Consider the following 23,124-nt stretch of genomic DNA (forward strand, 5'->3'; position numbering starts at 1 on the left):
TTAAGTACTCGCTGCCCCTGTTCACTGCCTTGTATGGAATGCCTGCATGTCGACCTTGACCGCATCACCTGCCGCCACCTCGAGTCCGCCTCAAGTAAGCCCGTTAGTCATGCGCATCCTCGGCGCCTGTGCCCTGGCGCACCTGATCAATGACCTGATCCAGGCCGTATTGCCGTCGATCTACCCGATGCTCAAGGCCAATTACGGGCTGAGCTTTACCCAGGTCGGCCTGATCACCCTGACCTTCCAACTGACCGCGTCCCTGCTGCAACCCTGGATCGGCTACCACACCGACCGGCATCCCAAGCCGTGGCTGCTGCCGGCAGGCATGGTCTGCACCCTGGTCGGCATCCTGATGCTGGCGTTTGTCGGCAGCTTCCCGGCGATCCTGCTGGCGGCAGCCCTGGTGGGCGTCGGCTCATCGACCTTCCACCCGGAAACCTCGCGCGTCGCGCGCCTGGCCTCCGGCGGGCGCTACGGCCTGGCGCAATCGACCTTCCAGGTCGGTGGCAACGCCGGCAGCGCGTTGGGGCCGTTGCTCGCGGCGGCGATCATCATTCCCTATGGCCAGGGCAACATCGCCTGGTTCGGGCTGTTTGCCGTGTTCGCGATCCTGGTGCTGTATGGCTTGAGCCGCTGGTACCGCAACCACCTCAACCTGTTCAAGCTCAAGCAAGGCGGCAAAGCCACCCACGGCTTGTCCAAAGGCCGCGTGACGTTTGCCCTGGTGGTGCTGGCGGTGCTGGTGTTCTCCAAATACTTCTACATGACCAGCCTGACCAGCTACTTCACGTTTTACCTGATTGAAAAATTCCACCTGTCGGTATCGAGTTCCCAGATGTATCTGTTCCTGTTCCTCGGGGCGGTGGCCGTGGGCACCTTCGCGGGCGGGCCGATCGGCGACAGGATCGGGCGCAAGAAAGTCATCTGGTTCTCGATCCTCGGTGCCGCGCCGTTCACCCTGGCCCTGCCCTACGTCGACCTGTTCTGGACCGCCGTGCTCAGCGTGGTGATCGGTTTTGTTCTCGCCTCGGCGTTCTCGGCCATCGTGGTATTTGCCCAGGAACTGGTGCCGGGCAATGTCGGCATGATCGCCGGGATCTTTTTCGGCCTGATGTTCGGCTTCAGCGGTATCGGCGCGGCGCTGCTCGGCCTGCTCGCCGACAGCCACGGCATTGAGTACGTCTACACACTGTGCTCATTCCTGCCGCTGGTGGGCATCCTGACGATACTGCTGCCGTCGACCAAAGGCGTCTGAACCGCCGATCATCGAATAGCTGTGTGCCACTACCTTTTGTGTTCTGAAAACCCTGTGTGTGCGCTTACAATTCCGGTTTAAACGCACACCCAGGCAGACCCGGCACGAAATGACGCTCGACCCTCCTACGATTCTGGCACTCACCGTTGCCCTGGCCGCCGCTGCTGCCCTGTACCTGGCCATAGAATGGCGCAGCGTACGCGAACCTTCGCTGCTGTTCTGGAGCGCCGGTTTCGCCACCATCACCGTCGGTTCCACCCTGGCCCTGCTGCGCATCAATGGCTATTTGCTCATCGGCATCTGGTTTGCCAACGGCTTGCTGGTGAGCGCGCATGTCCTGTTTTTGCTCGGTGTCGCGCGCTTTACCCACGTGCGCCTGTCACCACTGTGGCTGCTGATGCTGGCCGTGTGGCTGGGCATGCTGATGCTGCCGACCGACCTGCCGTGGTCCAAAGCCATGCTCGGCGTGCAGTCGCTGCTGGTCGCACTGCCGACCTTGCGTGCGAGTTTCCTGCTGCGGCCCCACGGCCGGTCATTGAGCATCGGCGCGGTGCAACTGCGTTATGTGCTGCTGGTCCACGGGAGTTTCTACGTGGCCAAGGCGCTGTCGGTGATGATCCCCGGCACCTTGATCGACCTTGCGGCGTTCAAGGGCGAGATCATCCAGGTGTCCCTGGTGGAAGGCGCGATGGCGATCATGCTGATTGCGCTGTCGATGACCGGTTCCGAACGCTACCGTCGCGAACAGCAGATCGCCCGCCTCGCCGCCCGCGACCCGCTCACCGCCCTTTACAACCGCCGCGCCCTCGACCTGCGCGCCCCGCGCCTGCTGGCCCAGGTGTCGGCGCAACAACCGGGCGCCCTGCTGCTGATCGACATCGACAACTTCAAGTCGGTCAACGACCTCCACGGCCATACCGCCGGCGACCGCGTGCTGATCGCCTTGAGCGAGATGATTCGCGCAGTCGTGCCCCGAGGCGCGCTGGCTGCACGTTTGGGCGGTGATGAGTTTGTGATCCTGCTCAATCCGGCCTCGACTGAGCAGATCGTCGAACTGGGCAGCAGCCTGCGCGAGCAGTTTCAGCAACTGGCCGCGCAGACGTTCGCCACGCCCGCGCCCGTGACCCTGAGCATCGGCGCCACCCTGTTCGACCAGCCGCCGGCCAGCCTCGCGGCGCTGATCGAACAGGGGGACACCACGCTGTATGAGTCCAAGCGTGGCGGGCGGGATAGCATTCGGTTGGTGGATCGGACGGGGTCTGGTTCCTACAGCGAAAGGTCGTAATTGACCGCCACACTGCACCCCGTCATTGCGCCCAACCCGAACAGGCACGCCACCCCCAGCCCATACGCCAGCGTGCGCCACGGCTGCCATCCCGCCAGATACATCAGTGTATGGGCCATCCGCGCCAGGGTGAAACCGCCGAACAACCAGGCTGTGGGCGCACCGGCAGTGCCCAGCGCCACACACAACCCGCCGAGCACGAAGAACAACGGGATATTCTCCAGGTCATTGGCCCAGGCCCTGGACGCCCGACTCACCTGGGGTAACTCCACGGGATGTGCAGCACGCTTGAAGACTGCCGCATCTTCGCGGTTGGTGAAGGCCAGCCCGCGAAGCCGGAAAAAACCCTGATAGCAGGAAATGCCAAACATCTTCAGGCACAGCACCAGCACGCACAGGGCGTAGATGTTCAACAGCTCATTCATCCCGAAATCCCTTCAGCACGATGTAGAGCAACGGCCCCACCGAGACGAACACCGCCGTCAGCAAGAAGTACGGCAGCACCGACGCCAGCGACCGTCCCCGCGACCGTGCATCCCGGTACATCCACACACAGGCCAGCACGGCCATCAGGTACAGGTCGGTTACTACCTGCGCGGTGTCCGGGCGCGATATCAACTCTCGTCCGAAGGCCAGCAACGATTGCTCGGCCGTGAGCAGCGTGAACAGGGTGTACAGCGAAAAGCCCAACAGAGCGGCGAGTGCCAGATAAGGTTTGTGCATGGTCTGTTCCTTGACGTGATCGAGGCCCACCCTAGTGATAAGGTTGCCTTCCTCGCAATGACCTCGGAGGTCATCGTCACGCCATGGATACCCCCGCTACTGCCGGCGAACACTTGCGCCAGCTACGCCGACAGGCTGGCCTGAGCCAACTTGACTTGGCCCTGATCACCGGCGTTTCCCAGCGCCACCTCAGTTGCCTCGAAACCAGCCGCGCCAAGCCGAGCCCAGGTACGTTGCAGCACCTGCTAACCGCACTGGAAACACCGCTGGAGCAGTGCAACCGCGTGTTCCTCGCCGCCGGCTTCGCGCCCCGCTATACCGCTACTCCGCTCGCCGCGCCGGCCATGGCTGCGATTCGCGAGGCGGTCAGCCATGTACTGCACGCCAACAACCCGGCCCCGGCGATCCTGCTCGGCAGCCACTGGGAAGTACTGGCGGCGAATGCCAGTACTGGTGTGCTGTTGGGGCTGGTGGGGGTCACGCCGCCAATCGAAGGCCTGAACCTGCTGACCACCCTGCTGCAACCCGGTGGCCTGGGCGACCACCTGATCAACGCCGAAGAAATCCGCACCCTGGCCTGGCAACGGGCAAGCCGCGAAGCGTTGGGCAACCCCGTATTGGCCGCGTTACTGGCGAGCTTGCCCGCCCCCGCCCCCGCTGCGCCGCCCACTGAAATGCCGCCGCTGGTGGTGACCCGCCTGCACTCCAGTCGGGGCGAGCTGAACTTCCTGTCCACCTTCACCACCTTCGGCATGCCCCAGGACATCACTCTCACCTCCCTGCGCATCGAACATCTGATTCCCGCTGACGACGCCACCTGGCAGGTGATGCGTGCCGCCTATGGGGAAAATGCCGCACTGGTTTTGTGAAATATCTGTACGTAGACTGCCGCCATACCTCAACTTAAGGCGGCGAAGAAAACGTCATGCAAGTTACCGAAGTCTCCATTGCCCAATTGCGCGCGGCGCTCGAATCCGGCCAGACCACGGCCGTTGAACTGGTGCACGCTTACCTCGCGCGGATCGATGCCTATGACGGCCCGCAGACCGCTACCGCACTCAACGCCGTCGTCGTGCGTAACCCCGAAGCCCTGAAGGAAGCTGAGGCTTCCGATGCACGCCGGGCCAAGGGCACAACCTTGGGACCACTGGATGGCATTCCCTATACCGCCAAGGACAGCTATCTGGTCAAAGGGCTGACCGCCGCCTCCGGCAGCCCGGCGTTCGCCAAGCTGGTCGCCCAGCGCGATGCGTTCACCATCGAGCGTCTGCGCGCCGGTGGCGCCATCTGCCTGGGCAAGACCAACATGCCGCCGATGGCCAATGGCGGCATGCAGCGCGGCGTGTATGGCCGCGCGGAAAGCCCGTATAACGCCGACTACCTCACCGCGCCGTTCGCCTCCGGTTCATCCAACGGTGCCGGCACCGCCACCGCCGCCAGCTTTGCCGCCTTCGGCCTGGCGGAAGAAACCTGGTCCAGCGGCCGTGGCCCGGCGTCCAACAACGGCCTGTGCGCCTACACCCCGTCCCGTGGGGTGATTTCGGTGCGCGGCAACTGGCCGTTGACCCCGACCATGGACGTGGTGGTGCCCTACGCCCGCACCATGGCCGACCTGCTGGAAGTACTCGACGTGGTGGTGGCCGACGACCCGGACACCCGTGGCGACCTGTGGCGCCTGCAGCCGTGGGTGCCGATCCCCGACGTCGCCTCGGTGCGCCCGGCGTCCTACGCTGAACTGGCGGTCAACACTGAAGCCTTGGCCGGCAAACGCTTCGGCGTGCCGCGCATGTACATCAATGCCGACCCCGAGGCCGGCACCAGCGAAAAGCCCGGCATCGGCGGGCCGACCGGGCAGAAGATCAACACCCGTGACAGCGTCATCGACTTATGGAAAGACGCCCGCCGGGCGCTGGAAGCCGCCGGCGCCGAAGTCGTCGAGGTGGATTTCCCGCTGGTGTCCAACTGCGAAGGCGACCGCCCCGGCGCGCCGACCGTGTTTACCCGTGGCCTGGTGTCCAAGGAATTCCTGCACGATGAACTGTGGGAACTGTCGGCCTGGGCCTTCGATGATTTCCTGCGCGCCAACAATGATCCGGCCCTGAACCGCCTGGCCGATGTGGACGGGCCGAAGATCTTCCCCCACGACCCCGGCACCTTGCCCAACCGTGAAGACGACCTCGCGGCCGGCATGGACGAATACGTGCGCATGGCCGAGCGCGGCATCACCCCGTGGAACGAGATCAGCACTGTCCCCGATGGCCTGCGTGGCCTTGAGCAAACCCGGCGGATCGACCTGGAAGACTGGATGGACGGCCTCGGCCTTGACGCGGTGCTGTTCCCGACCGTGGCCGATGTGGGCCCGGCGGATGCCGATGTGAACGAAGCCAGTGCCGATATCGCGTGGAGCAATGGTGTATGGGTGGCCAACGGCAACCTCGCCATCCGCCATCTGGGCGTGCCTACCGTTACCGTGCCCATGGGCGTGATGGCGGATATCGGCATGCCGGTCGGGCTGACCTTTGCCGGGCGGGCCTATGAGGATTCGGCATTGCTGCGGTTTGCGGCGGCGTATGAAGCCACCGGCAGCAAACGCCTGATCCCGCCGCGCACGCCGCCGCTGGCGACACACTAACTGATTCACTGTGGGAGGGGGCTTGCTCCCGATGAGGGAGTGTCAGTTGATGCATCTGTGGCTGAACTACTGCCATCGGGAGCAAGCCCCCTCCCACATTTGGATCTGCATATATCAGGTAGATCTCGGTCTGCTTTTGCTCTGGCTTTTGCAGTCTTCGAGCCGACCGGAGTTGTGACTGGTGTACTCGGTTAAGTGTGGGAGGGGGCTTGCTCCCGATGAGGGAGTGTCAGTTGATGCAACTGTGGCTGACCCACTGCAATCGGGAGCAAGCCCCCTCCCACAGTTCTAACCGTATTTCAAGTCAGGCCATATAGGGCACCGCAATCAGCAGGATTACCGTGCCATGGCAGGCCGTTGCAGCCAACACGCCATGACGCATACGCACCAGCGCGCAGGCCAGCCCTTCGATCAGGGGTAAACAGCAACACCGGCCATCCCAGTTGGGTCACGCTCAAGGCCAGGAAGGCATGGCAGGCGGCAAACACCACGCCACTGATCATCAGTCGCGCGCGACCGCAATCATGTCGATCTCCACCGCCGCCGACTTCGGCAACTGCATCACCCCCACCGACGTGCGCGTATGCACACCGGCACTGCCGAGGACCTCGTGCAACAGGTCCGACGCGCCGTTGGCCACTTCACTCTGCTGATCGAAGTCCTCGGCGCTGCGCACATACACGGTGATACGCGGGATGGCCTTGACCCGGCCCAACGAACCGAGCGCCTGTTTGAGCAGGCCCAGGCAGCGCAATGCACTGATGCCGGCAGCGATTTGTGCCTGGGCCAGGGTCAAGGTGTCACCGACTTTACCCGGCAGCACGATCGTGTCGCCGACGCGAGGAATCTGCCCGCTGATGTACAGGTGGTTGCCGTCGCGCACCAGCGGCGTGTAGTTGCCGCCGACTTTGAACTCATCCAATTGATAGCCAAGGCGTTGTTGCACGGCCTGGTATTTTTCATCCGGTGTCATGGGCGTGAGTCCTCGTTGCGACGCTGCCACTCATCCACCACGTCGCCCATCGTCTTGGGTGTTGGGTTGCGAATCCAGGCCATGAAAGGCCGGTCGAACTTGAACCCCGCGCCGCAGTGCTCACGCATGAAACGGCGTACGTTCTGGGTGTTTTTGTAGTGTGAAGTGACAGGCGTGCTGCGGGTGATGGGGGCGCTGTGCCAATCGAAGTCCATTTGCGTAACGCTCTGATGTTTCGGGAGCACGCAGCATAGCGCTAAATGGCCACTGTGAACGCCGGTGAACCGACGCTGACAGTGGATCTTTTTCAGCGCCTATCAGGCGAAATCCGCCCCTCGGGTATTGACGAACAACGCGTAGATCGAATGGCTGCCGGCCATGAACAGGCGGTTGCCTTCGCGGCCGCCAAAGCACAGGTTGGGGCAGCGTTCCGGCAGCGAGATATGCCCGATGGCCTTGCCCTGGGGATTGAATACGCGCACGCCGTCGAGCTTCTCCAGGTCGGCCTTGGGGTCGCCATTGCCGCCCCAGCCGCACCAGAGATTGCCGCTCTCGTCGCACTTGATGCCGTCCAGCGCTGCGTATTCAAAGCCTTCGATATGCTTGCGCCGCTCTCCCAGGGTGCCGTCGTCCTTGACGTCAATAGCCCAGATCAGCCGATTGGGCTTGGCCCGCCCTTCCACCACGTAGAGGGTCCTTTCATCCGGCGCAAAGCACAGGCCGTTGGGACCGTTGAGATCGTCGATCACCCGCGTGACCTTGCCGCTTTCAGCGTCGATGCGGTACACGCCATGGGGTTGGGTGGGGGTGATCTTGTGGCCTTCGTAGTTGTTGCCGGTCTGGAATGGCGGGTCGCTGAACCACACCGAACCATCGCGCTTGCACACGATGTCGTTGGGCGAGTTGAAGGGCTTGCCGTCAAAGCTGTCCGCCAGCACGGTGATTCGGCCGTTGTGCTCGGTGCGGGTAATACGCCGCCCCTCGCCAGAGGTGGTCGAACCTTCGCACACCAGCAGGCGACCCTGACCATCGCGGCACATGCCGTTGGAGAAGTTGGCGTTTTCGCGGTACACCGACAGGCTGTCGGTCACCTCATCCCAACGCACGATGCGGTTGTTGGGGATATCACTGAGCAGCAGGTAGCGGCCATCGCCGATCCACACCGGCCCCTCGGCCCAGCGCAGGCCGGTCGCCAGGCGCTCAACGCTGGCATTGAACAGGCGCAGCTCGAGGAAACTGTCGTCGAGCACCTTGATCAGCGGGTCTGGATAACGCTGGCTCAACGGCTCGATAGCGTCTGCCAGGCGAGGCAGGTTGCCCAGCACCGCCACCGACGCGGAAACCGCCAGGGATCGCTTGAGAAAGCCCCGGCGGCTGTGTTCGGGCCGGGCAGGCGAAGGGGGAAAATCCATAGGTATCTCCGTTATTTTATTGTTAGACGGGAGACTAGTTTTAACCCGTGATGAGACATCGTACAAGATTGAAAATCTCATCCAACCCTTACAATCCAAGGTTCTGCGCAAATATTCTAAATTTTGCTTTCCAAGCCCTCTGCAACTATTGCAATGTTGTACGATGACACACTCGGTAACGTGTTGCCCGCACACCTCCCCAACAACAATAAGGAAACACCCATGCAAAACGTCAAAGTGCTGATCGGTTTTCTGTGCCTGTTCAGCGGGTATGTGGCCGCTGCCCCTGCCGCCGACAAAGACGTCGCCCAAGCGGTCGACCACCTGACCCAGGCGATGCTGCATAAAGACCTCAAGCAGCTCCAGAGCTTGACCGCCGAGAACCTCACCTACGGCCACTCAAGCGGCAAGATCCAGAACAAGCAGGAATTCATCGCCGACATCGAGACCGGACGCAGCGGCTTCAAGACCCTCGAAATGCAGAAACAGACCATCACCTTGAGCGGCGACACTGCGCTGGTACGCAACCACTTCTCCGCCCTGGCGGTGAACAGTGGCAAAGAAGTGCCGACCGAAATCGAGAACTTCCAGATCTGGCAGAAGCAGAAAGGCCACTGGCTGCTGATCGGTCGCCAGGCGTTTAAATTCTGATGGCTAGCGGTGAGCCATCGGGCTCACCACTGCACCACCTTGCGCACCTTCACCAACGCCTCGCGCAGCGCCGGCATGTCCACCGAGCCCAAGGCCAGGCGCAACGCGTGGGGCACGTGGGCCGAAACGGCGAAGGGCTCGGCGGTGGAGACGGAAATGCCGTCGCGCTGCAAGGTCATGGCGACTTGATCGGCGCGGGCCTCTTCCGCCAGGGGCAGCCACAAGAAATACGATGACGGGTGGCTGGTGTAGGCCACCCCCTTGAGCACCTGCGCCGCCAAGGCTTGCCGCGCCCGCGCATCCTGGCGCTTTTGGGCTTCCAGTTGCGCCACCGTGCCGTCCTCGATCCAGGCGACCGCAATCGCACTCATCACCCCCGGCACGTTCCAGGTGGTGGCCATGATGGTGCGCTCCAGGGCTTTCACCCAACCCGAAGGGGCAGCGATAAACCCCACGCGCAGGCCGGTCGCGACACTTTTGGACAGCCCGCCCACGTAGACCGTGCGCTCCGGCGCCAATCTCGCCACGGGCAGCGGCGCGTCCTCGGCCAGGAACGCGTAGGCCGCATCCTCGATGATCATCAGGTTGTGCTGACGGGCAATCGCCACCAACTGCTCACGCTGCGCCAGGCTCAGCACCCAGCCCAACGGGTTATGCAGGGTCGGCATGCTGTACACGGCACGCACCGGGCGCTTGCGACACAGGCTTTGCAGGTGGTCCAGGTCCGGGCCGTCGGCGGTGACCGGGATGGCGACGATCTCCAGGTGCAGCGTCTCGGCCAGCACCTTGAACCCCGAATACGTCAAGGCGTCGACGGCGATCACATCACCGGGCTTGAGCAAGGCCATCATGGTCACGGCCAACCCGTGCTGGGCGCCGCTGACCACCAGCACCTGTTCGGCCTCGACCGTCAGCCCTCGGCTCAACAGATGCCGCGCGACGGCGGCGCGCTCATGCAGGCGACCGGCGTGGGGCTGGTAACGCAGCAGCGCTTCAAGGTCGCCGGACAGCGCCAACTGGCGCAATGCGGTGCGCAGCAAGTCGGCCTGGCCCGGCAAGGACGGGTAGTTGAAATTCAGATCGAGCATGCCCGCCGCCACACTCATCTGCCCGCTGCCCTGCCCCGGCGGCAGCGAGATTTCGCGCACAAAGGTGCCCCGACCTGTCTCGCCACTGACCAGGCCCATCGCCTCCAGCTCGGCGTACACCCGGCTGGCGGTGACCAGCGCCAGGCCATGCTCGGCGGCCAACTGGCGGTGGGTCGGCAGCCGTGTGCCGGGGGGCATGCTGCCTGAGCGAATGGCCTCGGCGAAGCTGTCGACCAACGACTTGTAGCGGGCGCGGGGCATAAGCGATGTATCCATGACAATTTTTTGATTGTCTTTATCTTCGACCCTAGGATGCCTCCCACGCAACTCATCCTTTTCGGGCGCCCCTCATGGAACGTACTTCTCCCCTCAGCAGCCTGGATACCCGCACTCAAGGCTGGATCAACGGCTTCATCGGCGTGGTGATTTTCAGCGGTTCGTTGCCGGCCACGCGCCTGGCGGTGATGGAATTCGACCCGGTGTTCCTCACCCTGATCCGCGCCGCCATTGCCGGCCTGCTGGGGCTGGCCTTGCTGTGGCTGTTCAAGGAAAAACGCCCCGCGCGCCATCAATGGATGCCCCTGGCCATCGTCGCCCTCGGCGTGGTGATCGGTTTCCCCCTGCTCACTGCACTGGCGCTGCAATACGTGACCTCCGCACACTCCATCGTCTTTATCGGCCTGCTGCCGCTGGCGACCGCCGTGTTTGCTGTACTGCGCGGCGGCGAGCGTCCGCGCCCGGTGTTCTGGCTGTTTTCGATCCTCGGCAGTCTGCTGGTGATGGGGTACGCCTTTGCCCAAGGCTTGAGCGCCGCACCTGCGGGTGACGTGCTGATGCTATTGGCAGTGCTGGTGTGCGGCCTGGGGTATGCCGAAGGCGCCAAACTGTCGCGCAGCCTGGGCGGCTGGCAGGTGATCTGCTGGGCGCTGGTGGTGTCGTTGCCGATGGTGGTGCCGCTGAGCCTGGCGCTGGCACCGTCAAGCGTCAGCGGCATCAGCCTGCCGGCCTGGCTGAGCCTGGGCTATGTGTCACTGTTCAGCATGTTGATCGGTTTTGTGTTCTGGTATCGCGGCCTGGCCCAGGGCGGCATCGCTGCCGTTGGCCAATTGCAACTGCTGCAACCGTTCTTCGGTCTGGCGCTGGCAGCGGGCTTGCTGCATGAACAGGTCAGCCTGGGCATGCTGCTGGTGACGATTGCGGTGATCGGCTGCGTGGCCGGGGCCAAGCGGTTCGCGCGCTAACGCTGGGGCGCGACCATCTTGAACTTGATGTTGATGTCGTTGGACACCACGCTGTTGCCGGCCCATTCGCCTTCACCGATCCTGAAGTCGCCGCGCTTGAGGATGAACTCACCGTCGAACACGCCAATGCCATCCAGCTCCTTGAGCACTACGTTGACCGCCACCGGGCGCGTGGTGCCCTTGATCGTCAGGTTACCGCTGATGTTGAAGCGGTTATTCCCCAAGGCCGTGACACCGGTGGACTCATACACGCCCACCGGATAGGTCGCGGTATCGAACCACGAGGCCCGTTGCAGCTCATCGTTCGCCTCCGGGCTGCCGGCATCGATACTCGCCAGCTGGATCTTGAGCAAGGCATGGCCGGTTTCGGGCTTTTGCGTGTCAAAGCTCAGCGTGCCTTCGAAGTCGCCGAAGGTGCCATACACCCGCTGCCCCAACTGCGTATAGGTAAAGCTGATCTGGCTGGCGGTGCGGTTGACGTCGGTGTACTCCGCCGCCTGGGCACAGCCGATGACACCCAGGGCCAGGGCCAACGTGAGAATTCGACGCTTCATGCCACGCTCCGCAAAAAAATGGATGTATTCCCATCAGGTGCCGGTCCTGCTAAACAGGCTAGTCGCTCACAACAATAAGGACGCTGCATGCCCACCCCTTCTCTACAGGACATCACCGCGCCGGAAGGCATCTGCTACGGCTGCGGCGGCAGCAATCCGCATGGCTTGCACATCAAGAGCCGCTGGGACGCCGATGGTGTCCATGTCGTCGCCGAACATCATCCCGAGGCAAAATACAGCGGCTGGCCCGACCTGGTCTACGGCGGCTTGATCGCCATGCTGGTGGACTGCCATTCCAACTGGACCGCCATGGCCTACCACTACCGTGCCGAACAGCGCGAACCCGGCAGCCTGCCGCGCATCGACTGCGTCACCGGCAACCTGGGCATCAAATTTATCAAGCCCACACCGATGGGCGTGCGCCTCACGTTGCGCGCTCGGGTCGAAGGCGAAGTGGGCCGCAAAAGCCGCGTGGTCTGCGAGGTGTACGCCGGAGAGGTGCTCACGGCAGTCGGCGACTCGCTGTTCGTGCGCGTCGACACCCGCGAACTGGCTGCAGCCGCCCATGGCCGTGAAAGCTGATCCTGGTCTACATTGACTGGCACCGCTAATCGAGGACCGAACCGATGACTCGTCTCACCGCGAAAGACTTTGCCCCCGAACTGCTGGAACTCTACGACGGCTATGCCCACGGCAAGATCAACCGCCGCGAATTTCTCGACCGCGCCGCGCTGTTCACCTTTGGCGGCCTCACCGCTTCGGCCCTGCTGGCGGCCCTGAGCCCCAACTATGCCCTGGCCGAACAGGTGAAATTCACCGACCCGGACATCGTTGCCGACTACATCACCTACCCCTCGCCCAAGGGCAACGGCACCGTGCGTGGCTACCTGGTGCGCCCGGCCAAGGCCGCCGGCAAGCTGCCGGCCGTGGTGGTGGTCCACGAAAACCGTGGCCTCAACCCCTACATCGAAGACGTCGCCCGGCGCCTGGCCAAAGCCGGGTTTATCGCCCTCGCGCCGGACGGCCTGAGCTCGGTGGGCGGCTATCCCGGCAACGATGAAAAAGGCGTGGCGCTGCAACAGACAGTCGACCCGACCAAGCTGATGAACGACTTCTTCGCCGCCATCGAATGGCTGATGCACCACGACAGCAGCACCGGCAAGGTCGGCATCACCGGCTTCTGCTATGGCGGCGGCGTGACCAATGCAGCGGCGGTGGCTTACCCGGAACTGGGCGCGGCGGTGTCGTTCTACGGGCGCCAGCCGCAAGACAAGGACGTGCCGCGCATCAAGGCGCCGATCATGCTGCATTTCGGCGAGCTGGATACGCGGATCAACGAGGGGTGGCCGGCGTATGAAAAGGCCCTGAAGGCTGCCGGCACGACTTATGAAGCGTATATCTACAAGGGGGCCAACCATGGTTTCCATAACGATTCGACACCGCGTTATGACGAGGCGGCGGCGAATCTGGCGTGGGAAAGGACGCTGGGCTGGTTCCATAAATACCCGGCCTGAATGCAGTCAACATGTGGGAGGGGCTTGCCCTGATGCCTGTCAGTTAAGGAGTAGAAAGTTTGATAAGCGCTTGCTCCCTCGCCACAAGTACCGTGTTCGCCCTTAACTGACGGGCATTAGGGCTTGCCCCCTCCCACAGTGATCGTTCCCACGCTCCTCCAGCAACCAGTCCTTGAATGCCAGCATCGCCGAGGTCTCGGCCCGCGACTGCAAGCGCGTCAGCCAGTAGCTGCCGGTGCTGATGCCGACGTCGAAGGGCTGGCGAATCACATCACTCTCCAGTTGCCGCGAAAACATCAGCGCCGGCGCCAGCGCGACGCCTATGCCTTGCAACGCCGCTTCCATCATCGCCAGCGACGAGTCGAACACGATGCTGCGCGGTACCAGGGTGTCGGCGGGCAATCCGGCAGCCTGGAACCACAGGTTCCACTCATCGGCGCGGTAGGAGCGCAGCAGCGTGTGTTTCAACAGGTCGGCCGGCGTGTGCAGCTGCTCGGCAAGCGCGGGCACGCACAATACGCTCAGCGGCGCCTCAAGTAAGTGGCAGGCATCGGTGCCGTGCCAGGCACCAGCACCGAAGCGAATCGCGTAATCCAGACCTTCGGCCGCCACGTCAACACGGTTGTTGTGGGTGGACAGGCGCAGGTCGATGAACGGGTAGCGGCTCTGGAAGTCCGGCAGTCGTGGCAGCAGCCAGCCGACGGCGAAGGTGCCAACCGCTCCCACCGTGAGCACCTCGCGGTAATGCCCGCCCTCGAACTGACCTAAGGTATGGGCAATGCGGTCGAACGATTCGCGCACCACCGGCAGCAGGGTTTCACCTTCGCGGGTGAGCATCAGCCCGCGCGGCAGGCGCTTGAACAAGGTGACAGTGAGCTGCGCCTCCAGGCTTTTGACCTGATGGCTGACCGCAGCCTGGGTCACGCACAACTCGATGGCAGCGCGGGTAAAGCTCAAATGCCGGGCGGCCGCTTCGAACGCGCGCAAGGCGTTCAACGGTAAATGGGAGCGGAGCATATCGACCCTAATATTTCTAATGGCTGCTGCGAGATATCATCGTTTGCCCAGGGCTGGCGAACTGCCTACATTTGCCTCGCCCGCGCAGGCTCTTCATTCAATCAATCATTCTCATGGAAGCGTTATCATGCCCCAACATTTATTGTCTGGCGTGCGTAATTTCACCGCCCTCGCGGTCTTTATCGCCGCCGGCAACTGCCTGGCCGCCACCGACCTGCAGGCGGTGGTGGATGCCAATGTAAAACCGCTGATGCAGCAGCAGTCGATTAACGGCCTGGTGGTCGGCGTGGTGCGGGACGGCAACGCGCAATACTTTAACTACGGCGTCGCGGCCACCGACACCCGCCAGCCGGTCAGCGAAAACACCCTGTTCGAAGTCGGCTCGGTGAGCAAAACCTTCACCGCCACTCTGGCCGGTTATGCCGCGGCCACCGGCGCACTCAAGCTTTCCAACCCGGCCAGCCACTACCTGCCGGCACTGGGCGGCGGCAAGTTCGACCACATCAGCGTGCTTAACCTCGGCACCTACACCGCAGGCGGCTTGCCCCTGCAGTTCCCCGCTCAGGCGGATAACAGCCAGCGCATGATCAGCTACTTCCAGCACTGGAAACCCGACTTCGCTCCTGGCACCCGGCGCCTGTATTCCAACCCGAGCCTGGGGTTGTTCGGCTATCTGGCGGCGCAGAGCCTGAAGCAGCCGTTCGATCAGGTGATGGAGAAAACCCTGTTGCCCGCACTCGGGCTCAAGCAGACCTTCATCAAGGTACCGCAGAGCCAGATGAGCCTGTACGCCCAGGGCTATGGCAAAGATGGCAAACCTGTGCGCGTCGGCCCCGGCGCCATGGACAGCGAGGCCTACGGCATCAAGACCAGCGCTGCGGACTTGCTGAAGTACGTTGAGGTGAACATGCACCCGGCGAATCTGGATAAAACCTTGCAGCAGGCGATTACCGTGACTCACACGGGTTACTACAGCGTGGACGGCATGATCCAGGGCCTGGGTTGGGAAATGTACCCCTACCCCATCCAGCTCGATGCGTTGATTGCCGGCAACTCCACACCCATGGCAATGGAGCCGCACACTGTCGACTGGCTGACGCCACCGCAAGCGCCCCACGCCGACACCCTGGTGAATAAAACCGGTTCCACCAATGGGTTTGGCGCCTACGTGGCGTATGTGCCGAGCAAAGGTTTGGGCGTGGTGATATTGGCGAACAAGAACTACCCGAATGCCGAACGGGTAAAAGTCGCCCATGCAATCTTGAGTGCGATGGACCAATAGAGCCGGACGCAAAACCAATGTGGGAGGGGCCCTGTCCCTCGCACCTGTTGACCCTGGATGGCACCAGTGAGATGGGCATCATCACCGGCCCCGTGGAAGCAGCGGGGTTGCAGGGACTGCACTTAAGCACCGATAAGCTTGTGCGTGAGCCGCAAGCGCTGCCGGGGACGATCCGCGCACTGATCGCGACCTTGATGCCGGAAAACGCCTAAGCTCAACAGTCACTTTGCCAGAGGAGACTCCCCATGCAGCTCGAAGGATCCTGCCACTGCGGCGCCGTGACGTTCAGCCTCACCAGTGCCCATCCCTACCCTTACCAGCGTTGCTATTGCTCGATCTGCCGCAAGACCCAGGGCGGCGGCGGTTATGCGATCAACCTGGCCGGCGACTCCAAGAGTTTGCAGGTGCGCGGACGCAAACAGATTTCGATCTACCACGCCCGGCTCAAGCCGAAGGGCGCCAGCCGTGCGCATGCGAGTAGCGCCGAGCGGCATTTCTGTTCGCAGTGCGGCAGTGCGCTATGGCTGTTCAGCCCGGAGTGGCCGGAGCTGATCCACCCGTTTGCCTCGGCCATCGACACGCCGTTGCCGGTGCCGCCGGCGCATACGCACCTGATGCTGGGCTCGAAGGCGCCGTGGGTCGAAGTCAGCGTGCGCAAGGGCGATCTGCAGTTTGATGAATACCCCGAAGAATCCATCGCACAGTGGCATGAACGCCATGGGCTCAGCCGTTAACAGTCTTTGACAGTTTCCCGACAAAGTTCGCAAAGATTGTTGGACGGCCCTTCCCTAGCATTCGAGCATCCAAACAGCCATTCGGGTGCTCCTCATGTTTCGCAGATTGCGCGGTATTCCGCTGCTGGGTTGCCTGCTGGGCAGCCTCGGTTGCCATGGGCAACCGCCGGCACCGCCGCCCATTCAGAAGGGTGACTACGGCGCGATCATCCGCTACCTGCAAGCCCGCATTCCCCGGGCGATCGCCCAAGAGCATATCGCCGGCCTGTCGATTGCCCTGGTCAATGGCCAGGAGCTGATCTGGGCCCAGGGCTTCGGCCTGGCCGACAAGGCCCGGGGCGTACCGGTCACGCCCAACACGGCGTTCCGTGCCGGTGGCATTTCCAAGCTGCTCACCGCCACGGCCGCGCTGCAATGTGTGGAACAACAACGGCTGGCGCTGGATGCGCCGATCCAGCAGACCCTGCGCGAGTTTTACGTGCGCTCGCGCTTTCATGACGACCAGGCCGCTGCCGACCGCGCTGTCACCCTGCGGCGTTTACTCAGCCACCAGTCCGGCCTGCCCAGTGAACACCTGCGTGACCTGCGCAGCACCTACGCCATGGGGCAGATGCCGATGCGCGTGTCAGGGGTTTGGCTGAGCAGCCCGCCAGGCTCGCAGGTGGCGTATTCCAACCTCGGTTATGCCCTGGTGGGCGCGGCCATCGAGCGCAGCAGCGGCAAAAGCTTTGAAGCCCAGTTGCAAAACAGCCTGCTCAAGCCGCTGGAAATGAACCAGTCGAGTTTTGTCGGCACCGCCAGCCAGCAGGCGTTCCGCGCCCTGGGCTACACGGACGGCGTTGCCAGTACCGATGGCCCGGTGCGCGACATCGCCGCCAGCGGCCTGTGGGCAAGCCCGAAAGACCTCGGGCATTACGTGCACATGCTCTTCGCCCAAGGCGTCTACAAAGGCAACCGCGTGCTGGGCAGCACTTCGATTGACGCGATGTTCACCCAGCAGAACACCGGCAATGCGCTGGACTTCGATTGCCAGATGGGCTTGGGCTGGTTCCTCGCCCCATGCGGTGACGAACCCGTCGGCCCCGGTATACGCACCTACCAGCACAGCGGTGGCGGCGACGATTTTGCCGCGCAGTTGAGCCTGCTGCCCGACCAGCAACTGGCCGTGATCATCATGGCCAATGACAGCAACGCCGAAGACCTGGTGGCCGGCCTGGCCACCGACACCCTGCGCCTGCTGCTCCAGGCGCAAACCGGCCACGCGGTCTGCGCCGACGACTGCCAGGCGCCCAGCCACGGCCTGAAACTGCGCCACGTGCCGGCCGCCATCGACCGCAAGCGCCTGGCCGGGTTCTACGCCACCGCCTGGGGCGTGTTCCGGATCAAGGATGACGATCAGCGGCTGTCGGGCCAGTTGGCCGGCTACACCTTCGAATTGGTGCGCGACGACGACGGCTGGTTGCGCGCGCAGAAGAAAGTGCTCGGCTTCTGGCTCAAGGACCTCGGCGAACTGGGCCGCGTGCAACTGGACGTGATCAGCGTGCAAGGCCGCCAGATGCTCACCGCCCGCAGCCACGGCCAGCGCGTGGCTATCGGTGAGCGCATCGAGCCGCTGCCCTTGCCCTCGGCCTGGGCCGACACCATCGGCACCTATCAAGTGCTCAACACCCATGAGCCGGACGCCCCCCTGAGCGGCATCAGCGTGCGCCTGGAAGACGGCTTCCTGGTGATCCGCGGCCAACTGCACGACGAACCGCTGACCGACTACATCCTGCTGCCGATCGACAACGCCCATGCGGTCCTCGCCGGTAACGGCTACGGCCTGGGCGATACGGTGAGCCGCCAGATCAACGGTCTCAGCGCCTCGGGCTACGCCTTCAAACGCACCCGCTCCCCTCATAAACCCTTGGCCTTCTAACCCCATATGGAACCCTTTATGCGCTCAACCCCCCTGTACCTGTCGCTTTCCTCACTCTGCCTGCTGGCCGCTGCCGACCGCGCAATTGCCGAAGACTGGCAATACAGCCTCAAGGCCGGCATGGCCAACGTGCCCCGCTACAGCGGCAGCGATGAACGCATGACCGCGCCGGTGCTGGGCGGCAAAGTCGTCAGCCCCTGGGGGATCTTCCTCGACACCGATAAAGGCCTGGGCTGGGGCTATGAAGGCAACGCCTTGAGCTTCAGCACCTATATCGGTGCCAGCCATTCACGCAAGGACAAGAATCAAAGCCTGCACGCCGGCTCGAAGCGGCTCAAGGGCATGGGCGAGATCAAGGCCCGCCCGCAAGTGGGAGTGAGTGCCGGCTATAACCTGGGGGGTGTGATTGTCGGCGCAACCCTGGAGCACGCACTCAAGGAAGATGACCACAAGGACAGCGGCAAGGCGTTCACCCACCTGGAGCTGAGCCTGGGCACCACGCTCTACGACGGCCGCTACGGATCGGTCGATGCCAGCCTCAACAGTCACTTTGGTGACCGCAATTACCTGCAGACCTGGTACGGCGTGACCACCGGCCAGGCCGCGCAAAGTCGCTTCAAGGCCTACAAGGCCGGTGCGGGCAATATCAGCAATGGCATGAACCTGGTGTGGAGCCTGCCGATCAGCGAGCACACCCAGTTCTCGACCCTGCTGGATGTGCAATACCTGGCGGATGACGCGGGCAAGAGCCCGATTGTGGAGCGGCGCTTGCAGACCTCGGTGATGGGGGTGTTGGAATACACCTTTTGACCGGGTAAGCCCGTCAGAAAATGTGGGAAGGGGCTGGCTCCCTCCCACATTTGCCTCCCACTGTTCTCCGGATACCTATTCGGCATAAGCCCACGTCATGCGAAACGACGCCCCGCCCCACTCCGAATCCAACACCTGCACTTGCCCGCCATGCCACTGCGACACCCGCTGCACCAGCGCCAGGCCGAGGCCGAAGCCGCCGGTGCGGCGATCGCGGCTGGCATCCAGGCGTATGAAGGGCTGGAAGATCCTGGCCCGACCTTCCTCGGGCACGCCAGGGCCGTCGTCACACACACGCACTTCGTAGCCCTCGCCGAACTTGACCAGCGACACCTCGACCCGGCGCTCGGCATAACGGATGGCATTGCGCAGCAGGTTGATCACGGCGCGGGCCATGAAGCGCGGTTCGATCTGGATAACGTCGACCTCGCAGCTACGCAGCGTCAGCTGAATACCGGCCGCCTCCGCCTCCAGCGCGACGCTGCCGATCACGCTGTCGAGCCAGCTGTGAGCCTCGATGCGCTCGCGGGTGACCTGGGTGGCGCCGCGCTCCAGACTGGCGTAGGTGAGCAGTTCGGACACCATCTCCTCCAGCTCGCCGAGGTCGGCGTACATATCGGCGATCAATGCGCCCCGCTGGTGCGGGTCGGCCTGTTGCTTGAGCTGGTCGAGCTCGAACGATAACCGTGCAATCGGTGTACGCAGCTCGTGGGACACTGCATTGGTGAGTTCGCGCTGGTTGGCGATCAGGCTTTCGATGCGCTCGGCCATCTGGTTGAAGTGCCCGGCCAGCGCACGCACGGTGGAGCTGCGCGGCAGCAGGATGCGCGAGCCGAGGTCGTTGTCGCCAAAACGTTGCGCGGCCAGGCGGATATGTTCCAGGTCCCGCCAATGCGGGCGCACCCAGAAATACAGGACGATGGCCAGGCACAGCCCGAGAAAACCATAGGCCCACAGGTATAACCACTTGGGCTCTTCCGGCAGCTTGATTTCCAGCAGTTGCGAGCCATCGTCGATGGCCGTGAGAAACTCCATGAAGTCGCCGCGCACTACCAGCAGGCCCTGGTCCAGGAGCTTTCGTTCGCGCTCGGTGAGGGCCTGGGTTTCCTTCTGCACCAGCTTCAGCAGCAACCCATAATGAGGCTGCAACTCGGCCAGCCGGGCCTGGCGCTCATCCCCACGCAGCGGACGCAATTGCTCCACCAGCCCATACGCCGGGCCACGCAGGGCTTCGCGGTTATAGGTCTCGTTGGCTTCGGGGAGCAGCTCGTCGAAGGTGTAGTTGACCAGCCAGATCGCTCCTGCAAGGCCGATCGCCAGAATCACATACAGGCGCAGAAACAGGCGCAGCATCTAGACCTCCCACGCAAACGGATTGAATAGATAACCCTTGCCCCAGATGGTCTTGATGCACACCGGCTCACGGGGGTTGTCATTGAGCTTGCCGCGCAGCTTGCTGATGTACACATCGACGCTGCGGTTAAGGCCATCGAAGGCGATGCCGCGCATGCGGTTGAGGATGTCGTCGCGGGAAAGAATCTTGCCCGCGCTGCTGGCCAGCAACCACAGCAGTTCGAACTCCATGGTGGTGAGGTCGATCTGCTCGTCCCCCAGGCTGACCACCCGGCAACTGCGGTCAATCGCCAAGCGGCCGAACGCGAGGGCGCCGCGCACCGTCGGCTCCGGCGCCTGGCGACGTTGCAGGGCGCGCAGGCGGGCCAGGAGTACCGGCGGCTTGATCGGTTTGATCACATAGTCGTCGGCACCCGACTCCAGGCCGAGGATGTGGTCGAGGTCGTCTTCCTTGGCGGTGAGAATCACAATCGGCGTGTCGGACACGTTGCGAATCTCGCGGCACACGTGCAGGCCGCTCTGACCCGGCAGCATCAGGTCGAGCACGACGATCTTCGGTTTGAACGCCAGGAACGCCGCGAACGCTTCATCGCCGCGGTGCACCACGCGCACCTCAAAACCATGCTGTGACAGAAAATGCGCGATCAGCCCTGCCAGCTTCTCGTCGTCCTCAACGAGCAGGACCTTGCCCAAACCCAGGTTTTCCATAAGTTCTCAGTGTGCAGACGCGGATTGAAGAGCGGGCATTATAGGTGGCAAGCTGGGCAACTAACGTAACTGGCCAGCTGGCGCCGACGAAGCTTCATGCTTTTAAGAGTTTTTAACAAATAGCCTGCAATCTTTAACGCCATTCACAGGGAGTTGTATGCGCAAGGATTACCTGGCGTTCTTCGTTTCACTGTTCCTGTCGCGGCTGGCGGACCAGATTCTGTTATTTATCGTGCCGCTGATTGTGTTCCAGACCACCCACAGCGTGTCCTGGGCGGGGCTGGCGTTTTTCGTTGAGTCACTGCCGCGCTATCTGGCGTTCCCGGTGTGCGGGGCGTTGTGCGACAAGTATTCACCTGTGCGCATCCTGCATATCAGCCAGGTTTACCGGGCGTTGGCCTGTGTGGCGGCGGTGGCCTTGTATGGGATGTTCGACGGTATCTACTGGCTGGTGCTGCTGTCGGCGTTGTGCGGGGTGCTGACGACCCAGGGCATCATGGCCCGCGAAGTGTTGATGCCCCATGTCTTCCAGCAATACAGCTATGCCAAGACCCTCTCCTACTCGCAGATCGCCGACCAGAGCGGCCTGGTGCTCGGGCCGCTGGTGGCCGCGCTGATGCTGGAGGTGTGGGCCTGGCATTGGGTGGTGCTGGGGGTTGCCGGGTTGTTTGTGCTGGCGGACCTGGCGATGCTGGCCTGGCAGCGTAAAACCACGGCAAACCTGGAAACCCATCAGCAGCACCGGGATATCTGGCTGCAACCGCTGCGCATCGCCTTCGGGCATATCCGTAACCTGGTGGAGCTGAAGCGGATCATTACCCTGGCGGTCGGCGTGAACCTGATCATCGGCGTGACGCTGGCCACCTCCGCCGCCATGGTCACCGGCCTGTACGCCGCCGACAAGGACACCTATGCCCTGCTCCAGGCGGCCGGCGCGGGGGTGACCATCGCGATTCTGTTTTACCTGGCGCGCGCCACCTTGCCCTTGAAAGTGCTGGGCGGGCTGTCTTATTCGATGATAGGCGCCGGCGCGCTGATCATGGCGGTCAGCCCCAACCTGTGGGCGTACACCCTGGGCTTCCTGCTGGTCACCGGCTTCGACAAGATGTTCAACGTCTACCTGCGCAGCACCCGTCAGCGGGTCATTCCCGTGCAGGACTTCGGCAAGACGGTGGGCGTGATCACCTTGCTCAACAACCTGCCCCAGCCGCTGGCCGGCCTGGTGATTGCACTGCTGGCTGCGCCCTTGGGCACGCAAACGGTGATCCTGCTACTGACCGGGATCACCGCATTGATCGGCGTGGCCGTGGCCTCAGGCTGGCACGCCACTGTGAAAGCGGAACTCGATGTCGGGTGATTCGATCAGGTCCTGCTCCGCCGCCCTCACCCGCTCGATCACCTGGGCGATATCCTTGGCGTCGCCATACTGGTAGGCCAGCTTCAGGTAACCCTGGAAGTGCCGCGCCTCGCTTTTCAGCAGGCCGAAATAAAACTTGCCGAGTTCTTCGTCCAAATGCGGCACCAGTGCTTCGAAACGCTCGCAACTGCGTGCTTCGATAAACGCGCCGACGACCAGGGTGTCCACCAGCTTGACCGGCTCGTGGCTGCGTACCACCTTGCGCAAACCCGAGGCGTAACGCCCGGCATGCAACTGGCGCAGTTCGACTTTGCGCTTTTTCATCAGGCGCATGACCTGCTCGTGGTGCACCAGTTCTTCCCGGGCCAGGCGCGACATCATATTGATCAGGTCAACGTGGCCATGGTACTTGGCGATCAGGCTCAGGGCGGTGCTGGCTGCTTTGAATTCGCAGTTCTTGTGGTCGATCAGCAGGGTGTCCTGGTCGGCCAATGCGGCCTGCACCCAGGCATCGGGGGTGGGGCAACCGAGGAATTCGTGGATTTCGGGCAGGTTCATCGGGCTCACGGGCAAAGGATCACAAAAGGCCGCCGATTATACCGACCGCGCCGCAG

General features: G+C 63.0%; 25 protein-coding genes and 1 pseudogene. 14 read left to right on the plus strand and 12 right to left on the minus strand.

Going from position 1 to position 23,124, the window contains the following annotated elements:
• Positions 1-46: 46 nt before the first annotated feature.
• Positions 47-1,258, plus strand: coding sequence for an MFS transporter (locus HDC32_RS03100; RefSeq protein WP_131696090.1), 1,212 nt, complete (start codon positions 47-49; stop codon positions 1,256-1,258).
• A 109-nt stretch (positions 1,259-1,367) separates the two neighbouring features.
• Positions 1,368-2,543, plus strand: coding sequence for a GGDEF domain-containing protein (locus HDC32_RS03105; RefSeq protein WP_145337584.1), 1,176 nt, complete (start codon positions 1,368-1,370; stop codon positions 2,541-2,543).
• On the opposite strand, the gene HDC32_RS03110 is transcribed toward HDC32_RS03105, so the two are convergent.
• Together HDC32_RS03110 and HDC32_RS03115 are read right to left on the minus strand one after the other, a co-directional pair.
• Positions 2,525-2,968, minus strand: a complete 444-nt coding sequence (locus HDC32_RS03110; RefSeq protein ID WP_131696088.1) for an MAPEG family protein — start codon at positions 2,966-2,968, stop codon at positions 2,525-2,527. The two genes, HDC32_RS03105 and HDC32_RS03110, sit on opposite strands and share 19 nt — an antisense overlap.
• A complete protein-coding gene (locus tag HDC32_RS03115; protein ID WP_145337582.1) occupies positions 2,961-3,266 on the minus strand; it encodes a DUF2834 domain-containing protein in 306 nt (101 codons plus the stop codon). The genes HDC32_RS03110 and HDC32_RS03115 overlap by 8 nt, the downstream gene beginning before the upstream one ends.
• An 83-nt stretch (positions 3,267-3,349) precedes the next feature.
• On the opposite strand from HDC32_RS03115, the gene HDC32_RS03120 reads away from it, so the two are divergent.
• Both HDC32_RS03120 and HDC32_RS03125 read left to right on the plus strand, forming a co-directional pair.
• Positions 3,350-4,135, plus strand: a complete 786-nt coding sequence (locus HDC32_RS03120) for a helix-turn-helix domain-containing protein (protein WP_184742463.1) — start codon at positions 3,350-3,352, stop codon at positions 4,133-4,135.
• A gap of 56 nt (positions 4,136-4,191) precedes the next feature.
• Positions 4,192-5,898 carry an amidase gene (locus HDC32_RS03125; protein WP_184742465.1) on the plus strand — a complete coding sequence of 569 codons (1,707 nt, stop codon included), beginning with the start codon at positions 4,192-4,194 and terminating at the stop codon, positions 5,896-5,898.
• 304 nt (positions 5,899-6,202) lie between these two features.
• On the opposite strand, the pseudogene HDC32_RS03130 reads toward HDC32_RS03125, so the two are convergent.
• The 4 genes and pseudogenes from HDC32_RS03130 to HDC32_RS03145 form a co-directional block, all read right to left on the minus strand.
• Positions 6,203-6,401 (minus strand): annotated as a pseudogene (locus HDC32_RS03130) (CPBP family intramembrane glutamate endopeptidase); the annotation flags it as partial.
• Positions 6,401-6,871 carry a RidA family protein gene (locus HDC32_RS03135; protein WP_184742467.1) on the minus strand — a complete coding sequence of 157 codons (471 nt, stop codon included), beginning with the start codon at positions 6,869-6,871 and terminating at the stop codon, positions 6,401-6,403. The gene HDC32_RS03135 and the pseudogene HDC32_RS03130, both read right to left, overlap by 1 nt.
• Positions 6,868-7,086, minus strand: coding sequence for a DUF6434 domain-containing protein (locus HDC32_RS03140; RefSeq protein WP_131696083.1), 219 nt, complete (start codon positions 7,084-7,086; stop codon positions 6,868-6,870). The genes HDC32_RS03135 and HDC32_RS03140 overlap by 4 nt, the downstream gene beginning before the upstream one ends.
• Before the next feature lie 102 nt (positions 7,087-7,188).
• The gene (locus tag HDC32_RS03145) at positions 7,189-8,283 is read right to left on the minus strand and encodes an SMP-30/gluconolactonase/LRE family protein (RefSeq protein WP_184742469.1); all 1,095 of its coding nucleotides are present in this window, start codon (positions 8,281-8,283) and stop codon (positions 7,189-7,191) included.
• 222 nt (positions 8,284-8,505) lie between these two features.
• Between HDC32_RS03145 and HDC32_RS03150 the strand changes: the two genes are divergently transcribed.
• On the plus strand, positions 8,506-8,934 hold the full coding sequence (locus tag HDC32_RS03150; RefSeq protein ID WP_024075865.1) for a nuclear transport factor 2 family protein: 429 nt from the start codon (positions 8,506-8,508) through the stop codon (positions 8,932-8,934).
• Between the two features lie 23 nt (positions 8,935-8,957).
• On the opposite strand, the gene HDC32_RS03155 is transcribed toward HDC32_RS03150, so the two are convergent.
• A complete protein-coding gene (locus HDC32_RS03155) occupies positions 8,958-10,283 on the minus strand; it encodes a PLP-dependent aminotransferase family protein (protein ID WP_184742471.1) in 1,326 nt (441 codons plus the stop codon).
• Between the two features lie 89 nt (positions 10,284-10,372).
• Between HDC32_RS03155 and HDC32_RS03160 the strand changes: the two genes are divergently transcribed.
• Positions 10,373-11,263, plus strand: a complete 891-nt coding sequence (locus HDC32_RS03160) for a DMT family transporter (RefSeq protein ID WP_184742473.1) — start codon at positions 10,373-10,375, stop codon at positions 11,261-11,263.
• Here HDC32_RS03160 and HDC32_RS03165 read toward each other — a convergent pair.
• Entirely contained in the window at positions 11,260-11,817 is a 558-nt protein-coding gene (locus tag HDC32_RS03165) for a YceI family protein (RefSeq protein ID WP_184742475.1), read from the minus strand. The two genes, HDC32_RS03160 and HDC32_RS03165, sit on opposite strands and share 4 nt — an antisense overlap.
• Before the next feature lie 87 nt (positions 11,818-11,904).
• On the opposite strand from HDC32_RS03165, the gene HDC32_RS03170 reads away from it, so the two are divergent.
• Both HDC32_RS03170 and yghX read left to right on the plus strand, forming a co-directional pair.
• Entirely contained in the window at positions 11,905-12,399 is a 495-nt protein-coding gene (locus HDC32_RS03170; RefSeq protein ID WP_131696078.1) for a PaaI family thioesterase, read from the plus strand.
• 44 nt (positions 12,400-12,443) lie between these two features.
• Positions 12,444-13,331 (plus strand): YghX family hydrolase, encoded by an 888-nt coding sequence (gene yghX / locus HDC32_RS03175; RefSeq protein WP_184742477.1) that lies wholly within the window; start codon positions 12,444-12,446, stop codon positions 13,329-13,331.
• A 102-nt stretch (positions 13,332-13,433) separates the two neighbouring features.
• Here the strand turns inward: yghX and HDC32_RS03180 are convergent, their stop codons facing one another.
• Positions 13,434-14,348 carry a LysR family transcriptional regulator gene (locus HDC32_RS03180; RefSeq protein WP_184742478.1) on the minus strand — a complete coding sequence of 305 codons (915 nt, stop codon included), beginning with the start codon at positions 14,346-14,348 and terminating at the stop codon, positions 13,434-13,436.
• A gap of 127 nt (positions 14,349-14,475) precedes the next feature.
• Between HDC32_RS03180 and ampC the strand changes: the two genes are divergently transcribed.
• The 5 genes from ampC (at position 14,476) to HDC32_RS03205 (ending at position 19,092) form a co-directional block, all read left to right on the plus strand.
• On the plus strand, positions 14,476-15,630 hold the full coding sequence (ampC, locus tag HDC32_RS03185) for a class C beta-lactamase (protein ID WP_184742480.1): 1,155 nt from the start codon (positions 14,476-14,478) through the stop codon (positions 15,628-15,630).
• Between the two features lie 17 nt (positions 15,631-15,647).
• Entirely contained in the window at positions 15,648-15,842 is a 195-nt protein-coding gene (locus HDC32_RS32400) for a hypothetical protein (protein ID WP_409438476.1), read from the plus strand.
• A gap of 33 nt (positions 15,843-15,875) precedes the next feature.
• Positions 15,876-16,364 (plus strand): GFA family protein, encoded by a 489-nt coding sequence (locus HDC32_RS03195; RefSeq protein ID WP_184742482.1) that lies wholly within the window; start codon positions 15,876-15,878, stop codon positions 16,362-16,364.
• A 94-nt stretch (positions 16,365-16,458) separates the two neighbouring features.
• Complete coding sequence (locus tag HDC32_RS03200) at positions 16,459-18,282, plus strand: serine hydrolase (protein ID WP_184742484.1); 1,824 nt, start codon at positions 16,459-16,461, stop codon at positions 18,280-18,282.
• Positions 18,283-18,300: 18 nt separating this feature from the next.
• On the plus strand, positions 18,301-19,092 hold the full coding sequence (locus HDC32_RS03205) for a MipA/OmpV family protein (protein WP_145337569.1): 792 nt from the start codon (positions 18,301-18,303) through the stop codon (positions 19,090-19,092).
• Positions 19,093-19,167: 75 nt separating this feature from the next.
• On the opposite strand, the gene HDC32_RS03210 is transcribed toward HDC32_RS03205, so the two are convergent.
• Both HDC32_RS03210 and HDC32_RS03215 read right to left on the minus strand, forming a co-directional pair.
• The gene (locus HDC32_RS03210; protein ID WP_184742486.1) at positions 19,168-20,445 is read right to left on the minus strand and encodes an ATP-binding protein; all 1,278 of its coding nucleotides are present in this window, start codon (positions 20,443-20,445) and stop codon (positions 19,168-19,170) included.
• Positions 20,446-21,153 carry a winged helix-turn-helix domain-containing protein gene (locus HDC32_RS03215; RefSeq protein WP_131696070.1) on the minus strand — a complete coding sequence of 236 codons (708 nt, stop codon included), beginning with the start codon at positions 21,151-21,153 and terminating at the stop codon, positions 20,446-20,448.
• A 157-nt stretch (positions 21,154-21,310) separates the two neighbouring features.
• On the opposite strand from HDC32_RS03215, the gene HDC32_RS03220 reads away from it, so the two are divergent.
• Positions 21,311-22,510, plus strand: coding sequence for an MFS transporter (locus tag HDC32_RS03220; protein WP_131696069.1), 1,200 nt, complete (start codon positions 21,311-21,313; stop codon positions 22,508-22,510).
• Here HDC32_RS03220 and HDC32_RS03225 read toward each other — a convergent pair.
• Positions 22,466-23,068 carry a tRNA-(ms[2]io[6]A)-hydroxylase gene (locus HDC32_RS03225; RefSeq protein WP_131696068.1) on the minus strand — a complete coding sequence of 201 codons (603 nt, stop codon included), beginning with the start codon at positions 23,066-23,068 and terminating at the stop codon, positions 22,466-22,468. The two genes, HDC32_RS03220 and HDC32_RS03225, sit on opposite strands and share 45 nt — an antisense overlap.
• Positions 23,069-23,124: the final 56 nt, after the last annotated feature.

The organism is Pseudomonas sp. JAI120 (genome assembly GCF_014207255.1).
Classification (GTDB): Bacteria; Pseudomonadota; Gammaproteobacteria; order Pseudomonadales; family Pseudomonadaceae; genus Aquipseudomonas.